Source organism: Bacillus sp. ISL-46 (assembly GCF_018613205.1).
This window is the reverse complement of sequence record NZ_JAGGQR010000093.1, coordinates 1-11839: the sequence shown is the minus strand read 5'-3', so window position 1 is coordinate 11839 and position 11839 is coordinate 1. Positions and strand designations below refer to the sequence as shown.

General features: G+C 39.0%; 19 protein-coding genes. 8 read left to right on the top strand and 11 right to left on the bottom strand.

Translation table 11 applies throughout. From position 1 onward, the window contains the following. Positions 1–55: 55 nt before the first annotated feature. Complete coding sequence (locus tag J7E67_RS29165; protein WP_214716983.1) at positions 56–421, bottom strand: HesB/IscA family protein; 366 nt, start codon at positions 419–421, stop codon at positions 56–58. 166 nt (positions 422–587) lie between these two features. Then, positions 588–827, bottom strand: a complete 240-nt coding sequence (locus J7E67_RS29160; RefSeq protein ID WP_088089474.1) for a YuzB family protein — start codon at positions 825–827, stop codon at positions 588–590. A 225-nt stretch (positions 828–1052) separates the two neighbouring features. Here J7E67_RS29160 and J7E67_RS29155 point away from each other — a divergent pair, with 225 nt between their 5' ends. Continuing rightward, the gene (locus J7E67_RS29155; protein ID WP_214716984.1) at positions 1053–2120 is read left to right on the top strand and encodes an NAD(P)/FAD-dependent oxidoreductase; all 1068 of its coding nucleotides are present in this window, start codon (positions 1053–1055) and stop codon (positions 2118–2120) included. 46 nt (positions 2121–2166) lie between these two features. Here the strand turns inward: J7E67_RS29155 and J7E67_RS29150 are convergent, their stop codons facing one another. Beyond that, the gene (locus tag J7E67_RS29150; protein ID WP_214716994.1) at positions 2167–2493 is read right to left on the bottom strand and encodes a YuzD family protein; all 327 of its coding nucleotides are present in this window, start codon (positions 2491–2493) and stop codon (positions 2167–2169) included. Positions 2494–2628: 135 nt separating this feature from the next. Here J7E67_RS29150 and J7E67_RS29145 point away from each other — a divergent pair, with 135 nt between their 5' ends. Continuing rightward, complete coding sequence (locus tag J7E67_RS29145) at positions 2629–2886, top strand: NifU family protein (RefSeq protein ID WP_246869831.1); 258 nt, start codon at positions 2629–2631, stop codon at positions 2884–2886. A gap of 64 nt (positions 2887–2950) precedes the next feature. Here J7E67_RS29145 and yutH read toward each other — a convergent pair whose 3' ends face one another. Beyond that, a complete protein-coding gene (yutH, locus tag J7E67_RS29140; protein WP_214733361.1) occupies positions 2951–3961 on the bottom strand; it encodes a spore coat putative kinase YutH in 1011 nt (336 codons plus the stop codon). Positions 3962–4158: 197 nt separating this feature from the next. On the opposite strand from yutH, the gene J7E67_RS29135 reads away from it, so the two are divergent. Continuing rightward, complete coding sequence (locus tag J7E67_RS29135) at positions 4159–4671, top strand: phosphatidylglycerophosphatase A family protein (RefSeq protein ID WP_214716986.1); 513 nt, start codon at positions 4159–4161, stop codon at positions 4669–4671. Between the two features lie 32 nt (positions 4672–4703). Here J7E67_RS29135 and J7E67_RS29130 read toward each other — a convergent pair whose 3' ends face one another. From J7E67_RS29130 to J7E67_RS31990, 4 genes are all read right to left on the bottom strand, one after another. Further along, entirely contained in the window at positions 4704–5468 is a 765-nt protein-coding gene (locus tag J7E67_RS29130) for a TIGR01457 family HAD-type hydrolase (RefSeq protein WP_214716987.1), read from the bottom strand. A 67-nt stretch (positions 5469–5535) separates the two neighbouring features. After that, positions 5536–5973: a DUF86 domain-containing protein gene (locus J7E67_RS29125; RefSeq protein WP_214716988.1), complete on the bottom strand. Its 438-nt coding sequence runs from the start codon at positions 5971–5973 to the stop codon at positions 5536–5538. A 28-nt stretch (positions 5974–6001) separates the two neighbouring features. Then, on the bottom strand, positions 6002–6280 hold the full coding sequence (locus J7E67_RS29120) for an EAL domain-containing protein (protein ID WP_251027081.1): 279 nt from the start codon (positions 6278–6280) through the stop codon (positions 6002–6004). A gap of 17 nt (positions 6281–6297) precedes the next feature. Next, positions 6298–6420 (bottom strand): hypothetical protein, encoded by a 123-nt coding sequence (locus J7E67_RS31990; protein ID WP_285290648.1) that lies wholly within the window; start codon positions 6418–6420, stop codon positions 6298–6300. 208 nt (positions 6421–6628) lie between these two features. Here J7E67_RS31990 and J7E67_RS29115 point away from each other — a divergent pair, with 208 nt between their 5' ends. Beyond that, positions 6629–6895, top strand: coding sequence for a DUF3055 domain-containing protein (locus tag J7E67_RS29115; RefSeq protein WP_088089483.1), 267 nt, complete (start codon positions 6629–6631; stop codon positions 6893–6895). A 58-nt stretch (positions 6896–6953) separates the two neighbouring features. After that, a complete protein-coding gene (locus J7E67_RS29110; RefSeq protein WP_214716990.1) occupies positions 6954–7244 on the top strand; it encodes a cytosolic protein in 291 nt (96 codons plus the stop codon). Between the two features lie 29 nt (positions 7245–7273). Here the strand turns inward: J7E67_RS29110 and J7E67_RS29105 are convergent, their stop codons facing one another. After that, a complete protein-coding gene (locus tag J7E67_RS29105) occupies positions 7274–7549 on the bottom strand; it encodes a YutD family protein (RefSeq protein WP_066258581.1) in 276 nt (91 codons plus the stop codon). A gap of 106 nt (positions 7550–7655) precedes the next feature. On the opposite strand from J7E67_RS29105, the gene J7E67_RS29100 reads away from it, so the two are divergent. Continuing rightward, on the top strand, positions 7656–8303 hold the full coding sequence (locus J7E67_RS29100; RefSeq protein WP_374223948.1) for a YhcN/YlaJ family sporulation lipoprotein: 648 nt from the start codon (positions 7656–7658) through the stop codon (positions 8301–8303). Positions 8304–8341: 38 nt separating this feature from the next. On the opposite strand, the gene lipA is transcribed toward J7E67_RS29100, so the two are convergent. Further along, positions 8342–9259 carry a lipoyl synthase gene (gene lipA, locus J7E67_RS29095; RefSeq protein WP_214716992.1) on the bottom strand — a complete coding sequence of 306 codons (918 nt, stop codon included), beginning with the start codon at positions 9257–9259 and terminating at the stop codon, positions 8342–8344. 209 nt (positions 9260–9468) lie between these two features. Here lipA and J7E67_RS29090 point away from each other — a divergent pair, with 209 nt between their 5' ends. Further along, positions 9469–10467 carry a M23 family metallopeptidase gene (locus J7E67_RS29090; RefSeq protein ID WP_374102996.1) on the top strand — a complete coding sequence of 333 codons (999 nt, stop codon included), beginning with the start codon at positions 9469–9471 and terminating at the stop codon, positions 10465–10467. A gap of 27 nt (positions 10468–10494) precedes the next feature. Here J7E67_RS29090 and yunB read toward each other — a convergent pair whose 3' ends face one another. Beyond that, positions 10495–11280, bottom strand: coding sequence for a sporulation protein YunB (gene yunB / locus J7E67_RS29085; protein ID WP_214716993.1), 786 nt, complete (start codon positions 11278–11280; stop codon positions 10495–10497). A 260-nt stretch (positions 11281–11540) separates the two neighbouring features. Here yunB and J7E67_RS29080 point away from each other — a divergent pair, with 260 nt between their 5' ends. Next, on the top strand, positions 11541–11729 hold the full coding sequence (locus tag J7E67_RS29080) for a hypothetical protein (protein ID WP_214733360.1): 189 nt from the start codon (positions 11541–11543) through the stop codon (positions 11727–11729). Positions 11730–11839: the final 110 nt, after the last annotated feature.

Here is an 11839-nt window from a genome sequence, read left to right as displayed (position 1 = left end):
TTTTGTCTACAATCTGAAGCGTCCCTCAGCGGGACGCTTTTCCGTGTTCAATATTTTAGCATTCTTCTGGTGTACCTGTTGTTGTAGCCGTTCTAAACGAAGAGCCACAGCCGCATGATGCAATGGCATTCGGATTCTCAATCGTAAAACCGCCGCCCATCATTGATTCTTTAAAATCAATCTTCGTCCCTTGTAAAATTGCAGCACTCTCTTTATCGACCAGCACTTGAATCCCGAATTGTTCAAACGTTAGATCATCTTCATTAACTGTATGCTCAAAGCCCATACCATAAGACAAACCGCTGCAGCCACCGCCTTTTACGCTGACTCGTAACAGTGCACCTTCTTCTTCGTTATGCTTCATCATTTCTTTAATATGGAGCGACGCTGCTTCTGTTAAAATAACCACTTCATTACTCATTGTATTTCCCTCCCTAAATGAGGCTTTTATTAAATTATATACACAGATTGTAAACTACTCAACTAAATTGAATCTTATTAACTAATATATGGAATAATAAAAAATAAGGGAGCGGCAATGCTCCCTTATTTTATTCATACTGTTGAACTTAGCGCTTCCGCTTTTCTTAAAACATTGGATTTTCTTCTAGATATTGATAAATGTTATCTACCAACTCATCGGCTGTTTTTCCCGTTACCACTTCGCCATTTACAAGAGCATATAGTGTAGTTGCACATTTCCCGCAATATCCAAGACATCCATATTCAATAATATCCAAGTTAGGATCTTTTTCTAATTTTTCAAGTGCCTTTTGTGCACCATTAGCAAGATTGCTAATACAAAATTCAATGATGGGTTGAATCATTGCCTTCACCTCTCCACAACTACATATCCTACTCTATTTCATTTGCTTCGTCAATTACCATGTTTACCCTGCTGATGTCAAGAAAATCATGAATAATGTTGTTATTTCGACCCATTTTAGATATACTCGTATTTGGTAAAGAAACGAAAGAATTACACTACTTTTTTTTATTGCATTCAGCCAATTTTTTAATATGAAAACCGGATATTCAAAGGGGAAATAATAATGAAAAACCTTGTAATTTTAGGTGGTGGATACGGTGGGATGAAGATTTTAAACGAACTTCTTCCCAACAATTTACCAGAGGACGTAACGATTACTCTTGTGGACCGTGTACCCTACCATTGCTTAAAAACGGAGTACTACGCATTAGCCGCAGGCACGATTTCAGACAAAGAAGTCCGTGTTGCTTTTCCGGAACACCCTCGATTAGAAGTAAAATATGGTGAAGTAATCGCCGTTGATACAATGAACAGAAGAATCGTAATGAAAGATGCAGAACCCGTCGCCTACGATGATTTAATTATCGGTCTTGGCTGTGAGGACAAGTACCATGATGTTCCCGGTGCAGATCAATTCACTTACAGTATACAGAGTATCGAAAAGTCCCGCCTTACTTACTCCGTCTTAAACAATTTGGGACCTGGCTCGGTTGTGGGTATTGTGGGAGCCGGACTTAGCGGTGTAGAGTTAGCAAGTGAATTAAGTGAAAGCCGTGAAGATCTAAACATCAAATTATTTGATCGGGGAAAACATATTCTTTCCTCTTTCCCGGAACGTTTAAGCAAATATGTTGAAAATTGGTTTGTGAAAAACAATGTTGAAATTATCAACGGTTCCAATATTACCAAGGTAGAAGAAAATGTATTATACAATCACGATCAGCCTATTCATTGCGATGTGATTGTCTGGACGGCAGGAATTCAAGCCAATAAAATTGTCCGCGATATGGACGGGGAAAAAGACGGAATGGGCAGACTAGTCCTTACCCCAATTCATCATTTACCAAATGATGAACATGTTTTTATACTCGGGGATTGTGCAAGTCTCCCCCATGCACCAAGTGCTCAATTAGCAGAGGGACAGGCTGAACAAATTGTTGAAGTCTTAAAGAGACGTTGGAAAGGTGAAGAACCGCCTGCTTCCTTCCCACAAATTAAATTAAAGGGTATCCTTGGTTCCCTGGGGAAAAAGCATGGTTTTGGGATGATGGCAGACCGCGCTATTACAGGACGCGTCGCCCGTATGTTGAAAACTGGGATTTTATGGATGTACAAGTATCATAATGGATGAATAAACAAGAAGAAGCATTCCGATGTCGTTGGAATGCTTCTTCTCATTAAATTGCTTTATACCCATATTTCTCTAGTTCTGAAAAAATAGTTTTTAAGCGCGGGTTCCCTTCGCCAACGACTTTTTCTTTAATGACAACTACCGGGTAAAACATATCCTCTTCGACCACTTTTTTGGCAAAATCGAGTTGTTCATTCTCCCCAGTGGGCTGGTAAATATCAACGTACGTCATTTTAAAAGGTTGATCCGGAAATTTCCTAGCTATAGCTGCCTCCAGCCATTCAAACGTTTCTTTGGAAGAAGGTAAATTTACACAACTTGGGCATAATTGTTCCGCTCCATAAACAACAATTTCTACTTCTTGACTATTCATCATATGATTCCTGCCTTTTCCTTTAAGATTGACTACCTTATTTATACTATACAAACAAAGAAAATGTCTTTAAATGTGTGTTTTCCTAATTTCTGATAATGGATTTTTAACGCCGATGACATTATAATATAAACTATAGGAAGGGAGTCGATTCATTTGGCAGAACAAGAAATTTTTGAGCAAGTTCAAGAAGTATTAGATAAATTACGTCCATTTCTTCTTCGCGATGGCGGAGATTGTGAATTAGTAGATGTGGAAGAAGGCATTGTAAAACTTCGCCTGTTAGGTGCATGTGGAAGCTGCCCAAGTTCAACAATCACACTTAAGGCTGGTATTGAAAGAGCTCTTTTAGAAGAAGTTCCTGGTATTGTTGAAGTAGAGCAAGTTTTCTAGTAATAATCCTTATTTTAAAAAAGCGATGCCTTTTGAGGCAATCGCTTTTTTTATGTTAATTTTTTTAATAAAGCCATTCTAATAGGGGAAGTTTTAAAGTCTTAATGGGCGCATCCGTTAGTTGATAAAAACCAGCTAAAAACCGCTCATATTCGCCAGACTGCCGTAAAATTCTAGTTAACTTCTCCTCCAATACCTTTTTATCCTGTTCCGATGTGGTTATATAATAACTCTCGATGCATTCAAAGTAATGAAGTGGAAAAATTAAGCGCGAATATAATAATCGCCATGTAAAAGGCGACAATGGAGAAATACTTTGGTACTCTTCAAAAAATCGTTTTAATTCCACATCATAGGTTTGGAAATTGTGAAGGTATCTTTCTCTTGTCCATTCAGCTAGGTCACGGCTGCGATGGTCAAAGACCCAATCGAATGGGTTTTTTATCATATAATTATTGAGTGGCCCCCATGTTTTTTGGGTAAAACGTTCATGACAAACAGTGCCGCTATCTGTTTCCAATGGTTCATCATCGATTTCGGTATCCACTAAATATTGAATAGCATTCTCTGTTAACCCTAGATAATAGGGGAAGGAATCAATAAACATTCGTTGAAACTCATCTTCAGGTGTTTGAAAAAGCAGCCCATTCCAAACCTTTTCCATTTGCTCAAGCCGCTTTTCCCATAATGACTTCCATTGGCCAATCCTGCTGGACCTCTCTATTTGAAAGGTAACCCTTCTCCCACGTTCATGAAATCTAGCCAATTTCCTCCCCAATTTTATTTTTCGCTGTGCTTCCGTTTGTCGATTGGCCAAGACACAATATTTATTTTGTTCCCATGTCGTAATAAGATGACCTTCTTTCGATTGCAAAAAGACGGGGACATTTTGATCGCCATAATTTCTTAAATGCTGCGATATTTTTTCAAGCTCGGCAAGATCCTCTTCTTCCTTGCCAGTTGGTTTGGAGATTAAGTAGAGCCAGCCATTTCCTCTTAACGCATCGTAAGTATCTAATTTTACATATTCATCCACCGTAATGCCATATTGATTTTCCAGCATTTTCTGAAGCATTAAGGTCCCACCTCATTTCTTTCCCTTTTCTTACCTCATGTATATGTATTTAGGTTAAAAAACTTGTTCCTGAATAACGAAGAAAAATGATGGAGAATATAAGTGTTTATCCATGCTCTTTTTTAAGGTGAATTTGCATAAGTTAGAATAATAAAGTATATATTTAGTGAAAATCTATGGAAAAGGTGATCAGAGGAATGGCAGACGACAAAAACGTAAATCTAACCGAAGTAACTGCACGCAGATGGCTGAAAGAAAGAGGCGTTGAAGTACAGGACATCGCTGATTTAGTTTTCTTTTTACAGGAAAAGTATCACGAAAATTTGAAAATGGAAGATTGTTTAGCGAACGTGGAACGCGTTCTTTCAAAACGTGAAGTACAGAACGCAATTTTAACTGGAATACAGCTGGATATACTTGCTGAAAAAGGAATGCTTGAAGAGCCTCTTCAATCCATCATTGGAACAGATGAAAGCCTCTATGGTGTAGATGAAATTCTAGCCTTTTCCATTGTAAATGTATACGGTTCAATCGGTTTTACTAATTACGGTTACATCGATAAGTTAAAGCCAGGGATTTTAGCGCATTTAAATGATAAATCAACGGGAGAGTGCCATACCTTTTTAGATGATATTGTTGGTGCGATTGCAGCGGCCGCATCAAGCAGACTCGCACACCGGGCAGCACGCGAGGAAAAAGAGAAAAGATAGGTTAGAAAAGGATGGGGTTGCCCCATCCTTTTTTACATCTCCCATTGATCTAAGGAATCAACGGTATAGGTTGGCTTTCGGTTATAGCCGGAAAGCAGTTCTTTTGTCGTTACACCCGTATGAACTAATAAAGTATCCATACCTGCATTCATACCTGCTAAGATATCCGTATCATAGTAATCTCCAACCATCAACGTCTTTTCTTTTGGTGTTCCTAGTACCTTTAAGGCCTGGTCCATTATGATTGCTTCAGGTTTGCCGATAAAAATTGGCTTTGTTTGTGTGGAAACCGTAATAACTGATGTAAGTGAACCATTCCCTGGAAGCAAGCCTCTTTCTGTAGGTATGGCTATATCGCCATTTGTGGAAATGAATGTTGCTCCATTTCGAACGGCCAAACAAGCCACCGCCAATTTTTCATAACTAATCTCCCGATCAATTCCCACTACCACAAAATCGGCATCTTCTCCGCCAAAGTTTATTCCCTTCTCTTCTATGGCTGTCTGAATGCCTTCTTCACCAATCACATAAACAGAAGCATCATTTTTTCGTTCATAGATATAATTAGCTGTCGCTTGGCTGGTTGTAAAAACCTGCTTCTCATCCGCGGGAATATCAAACTGGGTCAACTTCTCAGCCACCTGTGCCGGTGTTCTTGATGAGTTGTTCGTCACAAATAAATACGGTATTTGTTGATCGCGAAGTTTTTTTACAAAATCGGATGCTGCTTCAATTCGCTCTGTCCCTTTATACATCGTTCCATCTAAATCAATTAAATAGCCTTGATACTTTTTCAAGATTCATCACTCCTAAAATCTATTATGACCATATAAAACAAAAAGACCGCGAAAAACGGCCTGATCATTAGTTCTTAAACGCCGAAACCGGGCCTAATTCATTGGCAAGATAATCACGGACATTGGCTGCAAAATTAACCAGTTCATGTAAATGTTTTGAAAAGACCTCTTGCAGTTCCAGGTGATCAACATCCGTATAAGATTGGACAAGTCTTTTTCGATACTGAATCAGGATTTTTAAACCTTTCCCCGTTTCAGCCGAAATCACCTTTTCATCCATTAAAATATCAATGATGTCATCGTAACTGCCTGGGTCCCGCATAATAAACCCATCAATCATCGAATTTCCGACATCCAAAACCGACTCAATCATCATATGGTTTAAACGCTCTAACGCTGCCTTTTCAAGCGGGGTGGACCACTCCTTTTGACTTAAGAATAATTTTATTTGCGTTTCTAAATATTTTAAGATTTCTTCAATTTTTTCTCTGTCAACAAAATACATCGTATCACTACCTCCATTTTTCTATATGCTACATTTTTACAAGCGCTGCTGGACGTGCATAAAAGAATCCTTGCGCTAAGTCAACATTATTTCTCTTAATAACGGATGCTTCCTCTTCGTTTTCGATGCCTTCTGCGACCACTAGGGATCCCGCTTCTCGTGCGATTAGCATTAAGCCCTGCAACATCGATTCTTTCACCGAATTTTTATCAATATTTTGAATAACGGAACGATCTATTTTAATAATATCCGGCATGATTTCACTAATAATACTCAAACTAGAATACCCGGCACCAGTATCGCCCATGGCAATTCTATACCCCATTAATTGGAATAGACCATTTCATTCCATTCGGATTTGACTCTTTTCTCTGCCATTGCAATCGCCTGACTGCGGGCAATTTCTACCGAATGCATGATGGAATAATTCTTTTTTTCAATTAACATATAACCTGATTCAAACTCTGGTTGAAGTATTGGATATAGCCTTTTGAGAATTCAGATTAATTGTAACATAATTTGACATCGTTCGTGTTTTTCGATTCCTAAAAACTTGTGAAAATTTAGGAAAATTCTTTACTCCCCTAGATTCACTTTATTTGTTACTATATAGAAGATGTCGAAAATACGTATTTTTTATTAAGGAGACGGTTAGATGAAAGAACGCTTTTTCTTATACGATGATACAGAAGATACAAAAACAAGATTTGTCAGCTTTGTTGGTGAAAATCAACGCTTTGATTTAGCGATTGTTCAAAGTGACCGCCATTTCGGAAAACATCTGGTTCTTGATATGCAAGGAAGCCGATTTGCAATCATTGGTCTAGACGATTTGCAAGAGGAAGGCTATTTAGAGTACGCTTTTCAGTTGAATGATGAAGATGCAGAGGAATTAAGATCCTTTTTAATGGAATTAATTTAATGTGTAGTCATGAATTACACTCCCTTTGAAAATAATAGTAGTAAAAGGGGGATTAAGCATGACAAAAAATGAAGAAGAAAAATATACGGAATTATCCAACGTCGAAAAACAAAGGAACTTTCTTACGGCGGAAGAATATCCGGAAGGTCCTTATGGTTCTCCAATCCGTAAAAACGAACCGGTTCAAAACAAAAGCACACCTTGGACAGATGGACAACGTCCATACAGCGCCTTTAATTACGAAAATAAAACACTGCATCAAGATCTTCCACGGCAGATGGACGGGGCACATCCAACACACGATGACCCTGAGAAAGATGAACAGCCACCCTATATGGAAACAACGTAAAAGAAGGGCCAGTTTAGCTGACCCTTCTTTTATTTCTTTACTTTTTTCAAGACAAAATATGCACAGCCAAAATTGCAGTATTCATAAAGGTATTCACTTAGTGTACTAATTTTTGTATCAAACGTGGCTTTTTGGTTTTGGTCGTCGAAAAAGCCCTTTAACCGAAGTTGACCATAACCCCAATCGCCAACAACATAATCATACCTTGTTAAAATATCACTAAATCTTGCTTTAAGGGCTTCCTCATTAAAGCCGTTTCTATGTTCTTGGACCATTTCATAAACAGTGTTGTTCATAATAATCATGATATTTCACCTCTTTTGCCAGCTAATTCCTATTAACCATTATAACCGATTCCCCATCAATTACTAAGAAAAAAAATCCTCTAAATGGCTATTCTAATAAAAGGAGGTGTTGAAATTGAAAAAATTAGTCATAATCTTGGGATTATGTACAATGACAGCTTTAACAGGGTGCACTAAGGATATGGGAAACCGTGATGTGTATGAAGAAAGTGGTAATACCATAAATGTAAATAATAAAAGGCATGACCTTTACAATGAAGGGGCAAGCCGTGGTGTTCGTAACGTGAGCAACAATTATGGATTTGTCCGCCATCAAAAGAGTCCGTTGATGAATGATAATACGGCTAATGACCACTTTACAGCCCTAAATCGTGAACAGGTGGCGAATATCATCAGTAAATACAGTACAGAAATTCCCAATGTAAATGATGTCGCTACACTAGTGACAGACCAAGAAGTATTAATTGCGTATGATACAGATTCAAAAGATCGCAATTTGACGGCTGACCAAGTGAAGAAAACGGCGATGTCTGTCGTTCCAAGATATTACCATGTCTTCGTTACTGACAATAAAGTACTAATGAGGGATGTAGAAAATCTCGCAAACCTTGACTCCACAAGCAGGAACGCCCGGAATTTGGTTAATGGGCTAATTAAGCAAATGAAAAAATCCCCACAAGGACAGCGAATGAACGCAAGTGAGGACGAAAATGGACTCACACCCGATGATATTATGGGCAGGAATAACAAATAAATTAAAGAGTTCAGTCACTTTGACTGAACTCTTTGGTTTTAAGCTTGTTGTGCTTCTTGTTCACCAAGGATTTGCTTGTGTTTTGCTGCAGCATTAACTTGCTCATCTGCATGATAGGATGAGCGGACAAGCGGGCCTGCTTCACAATGGCTAAAGCCTTTACTAATTGCAATTTGTTGTAATTCTTTAAATTCATCAGGGCTATAATATTTCTCAACCTTCAAATGACCTTTTGTCGGCTGTAAATATTGGCCAATCGTCATAATATCGATATGATTTGCTCTTAAATCATCCATAACTTCGATTATTTCTTCCTTCGTTTCCCCTAAGCCAACCATTAAGCTGGATTTTGTTGGAATATTAGGCTGCATTTCTTTTGCCCGACGAAGAAACTCAAGGGAACGGTCATATTTAGCCCGGGCTCTAACTCTAGGTGTCATCCGTCTAACCGTCTCAATGTTATGGTTTAAGATATCAGGTTTAGCATCCATTAATACACGTAAATTTTCTTCTTTTCCTCCCATATCGGAAGGCAGAACTTCAATACTTGTAAATGGATTTTTCCGGCGAATCGCTCGAACCGTTTCCGCAAAAATGGCTGCCCCCCCATCCATGAGATCATCACGGGCTACCGCGGTTACAACCACATGTTTTAAGTTCATCAATTGAACAGAGTCTGCAACTCGTTCTGGTTCTTGCCAATCAAGCTCTGTAGGTAAACCCGTTTTAACCGCACAAAAGCGGCAGGCACGAGTACAAGTATCCCCAAGAATCATGAAGGTAGCCGTACGTCTTTCTGCCCAGCATTCATGTATATTAGGGCAGCGTGCTTCTTCACAAACCGTGTGCAGATTCTTTTCACGCATCATTTTTTTCAAGCCCGTATAGGACTCGTTAGTATTTAGTTTTATTTTTAACCATTCCGGTTTTCTTAGAATTTCTTCTTTCTTACTCACGTTCAGCACACCCCTTGAAACGATATATATATGTTTCTATATGTTGTCACTTTAACATACTGAAATAATATCGACAAGCAAATCGGTTTAAATTATTTAGTGTAAACCATGTTGATTCAGCTAAAATCTCGTTTACCATTTATTAACCATAATGAAATGGTTTAGAAAACATAAACTAACCTTGTACATTACTCGGAAGGAGGATTCTTGTGCGGGCTGTTCTAATCATCGGAACCTTTCTTTTATTCTTTACCACTTCATTCACGGTCAGGGAGGCTCAAGCAAAAACAAACGAAACTGATCCATATCAAGAAAGAATGAAGCTTTATAAGAAGGTTGAAACGGTTACCCAAATTCCTTGGTATTACTTAGCGGCTATTGATCAATATGAAAGAAGCATCCGCCAGGTCCGCAGAGACTTACCTAAACCAGATAGCGTAATCGGCATCTATTTTCGTCCAGAAGAATGGGCTGGTTTAACCAATCCAAATCCTTTGGAAAAAAACCCAGCAATCATCCAGTTTTTTGATGGAAAAGGTGTGGATGGGGATGGGGATGGAAAAGCGAGTCTTAAAAATGATGAGGACGTCCTTTATTCGTTTGCCAATTATCTACTTTCATACGGAATTGATCATGATAATATAAAAATCGGCTTATGGAATTACTATCATCGCGATAAAACCGTTAGTATCATTACTGGAAAAGCAAAAATATATCGACATTTTGGCCGGATTGATTTAGATACACAAGTATTCCCAGTACCTATCCGAAGCAATCACAGTTACCGGAGTACCTGGGGGTCTGCCCGCGGCTGGGGTGGACGCAGGATTCATGAAGGCACCGATATTTTTGCTGGCTACGGTGTTCCGGTTCGAGCAACAAACTATGGCATTATTGAAATGAAAGGCTGGAACAAGTTTGGAGGATGGCGTATCGGCATTCGTGATATCAATAATACCTATCATTACTTTGCCCATCTCAGCGGTTTTGCTAAGGACTTAAAGGTCGGCCAAATTGTTGAGCCTGGTATGATTATTGGTGGTGTAGGGAGCTCAGGGTACGGCCCTCCAGGAACCTCAGGAAAATTCCCTCCCCATTTACATTATGGGATGTACAAAGACAACGGTGTGACCGAATGGTCTTTTGATCCCTACCCTCATTTAGCTAAATGGAAACGAATGGAGCGGATGAATGCCAGGAAAAAATAGGACTGTCCATGGTGGATAGTCCTATTTTTAGTTCCCCGATTTTTTGGAGTCCGACTGTTTATCTGGAAGCTGTATTGATGGAGTTACTCCGCCGCCACTATTGTAGAATTGCGGGACATCTCCTTGTATGAGTGATCCGTCGACTGGAATACTTTGGGTAAGCTTTGTTATTTTAGTCGCAAACGGTGTGATGATTTGGACGGATACTTCGATATGAATGGAAACATCGACCCAGGTATTGTTAATCCCCATATCTTTTGTCTCAATTTTAACATCTGGTTCCACTTCGCCAATGGCATGAAACTTTACGGGGATCTTCGGACCAAAATTTCCTAATAAGGAGATATTTGTTGCTTGCCCTAGAGGGACATACCAAATAATTCCCTCTTCCTTTTCCGAATTATGCGTTTCGATTTCTACATCCGTTAACTGCTCTAACGAGGCAAGATCACCTTTTTTGGCTGCTTTTAGGTTTTTTTGAATTTGAGCGGTTGTTTCCGCTAAGACTCGGTTTATATAAACTGTATTGAGTTTAACGTTGGAGGCCTTGCCATTTTCACTTGGTAAAATCACAATGACGTCATTTTCTTCACCTGTGTCTGTTGTCCGTTTTGTAATCGCCTTATTAATAACAAGGGAAGCAATATTACGGGTTTCGGAAGTAGCAATTCTCATTAATGTCGGCTCAATCCCCTTATTCACGAGCCATAAGCCGGTGGCAGTTGAAAATAGAAAAAAGACAAACGTCAATAGCATGACATAACGGAAAGGCAACGGTCCCTTCCTCGGAAGCCGCCTGCGAAACTTCGCCAAAAAAATCACCCCTTCAAGCTATATGTATGCTTTATAATGGGGAACTAATCCATAAAAAAAAGCCCGCATGGTAGACTAACCTAAGAAAATGAGACACGATAAAACACCTTCGAAATGGTACACTGAAATTATGTACTAAAATCGGAGGTGTTTTTGCATGGGCAAAAACGTATATTCAAGCGAAACAAAATGGTCTGTAGTGAAAGATAAGATGGCAGGAGAAGCACGGAATTAAGAATGTCTCCCAAATAAAGACATGGATGAAATGGTACAGGGAGAACGAAATACATCGTTTTGATCAACCGATTGGTAAACAGTATTTATATGGATTGGGACCAGATAATTTAAGTGAAGAGGAAAAGAAAGAACGTAAATATACTCATCTAAAACAGGAGAATGAAATTCTAAAAAAGTATTTGGAGATGGTAAAGGAGTTGAGAAACAAGTAGTTCTGAAGATCGTTGAAAAGTTCCGTAAGAAGTACACGGTTACGGCGATTTTATCTGCCTTATCCGTGCCGCGCGCTACCTACTATCGTTGGGCAAATGCGGGGAAGGAC

Coding starts and splice junctions, on each gene's coding strand:
- J7E67_RS29165 (WP_214716983.1), bottom strand. CDS start 421: ATGAGTAATGAAGTGGTTATTTTAACAGAAGCAGCGTCGCTCCATATT.
- J7E67_RS29160 (WP_088089474.1), bottom strand. CDS start 827: ATGATTCAACCCATCATTGAATTTTGTATTAGCAATCTTGCTAATGGT.
- J7E67_RS29155 (WP_214716984.1), top strand. CDS start 1,053: ATGAAAAACCTTGTAATTTTAGGTGGTGGATACGGTGGGATGAAGATT.
- J7E67_RS29150 (WP_214716994.1), bottom strand. CDS start 2,493: ATGAATAGTCAAGAAGTAGAAATTGTTGTTTATGGAGCGGAACAATTA.
- yutH (WP_214733361.1), bottom strand. CDS start 3,961: ATGCTTCAGAAAATGCTGGAAAATCAATATGGCATTACGGTGGATGAA.
- J7E67_RS29135 (WP_214716986.1), top strand. CDS start 4,159: ATGGCAGACGACAAAAACGTAAATCTAACCGAAGTAACTGCACGCAGA.
- J7E67_RS29125 (WP_214716988.1), bottom strand. CDS start 5,973: ATGTATTTTGTTGACAGAGAAAAAATTGAAGAAATCTTAAAATATTTA.
- J7E67_RS29120 (WP_251027081.1), bottom strand. CDS start 6,280: ATGGGCGATACTGGTGCCGGGTATTCTAGTTTGAGTATTATTAGTGAA.
- J7E67_RS31990 (WP_285290648.1), bottom strand. CDS start 6,420: ATGTTAATTGAAAAAAAGAATTATTCCATCATGCATTCGGTAGAAATT.
- J7E67_RS29115 (WP_088089483.1), top strand. CDS start 6,629: ATGAAAGAACGCTTTTTCTTATACGATGATACAGAAGATACAAAAACA.
- J7E67_RS29110 (WP_214716990.1), top strand. CDS start 6,954: ATGACAAAAAATGAAGAAGAAAAATATACGGAATTATCCAACGTCGAA.
- J7E67_RS29105 (WP_066258581.1), bottom strand. CDS start 7,549: ATGATTATTATGAACAACACTGTTTATGAAATGGTCCAAGAACATAGA.
- J7E67_RS29080 (WP_214733360.1), top strand. CDS start 11,541: ATGAAATGGTACAGGGAGAACGAAATACATCGTTTTGATCAACCGATT.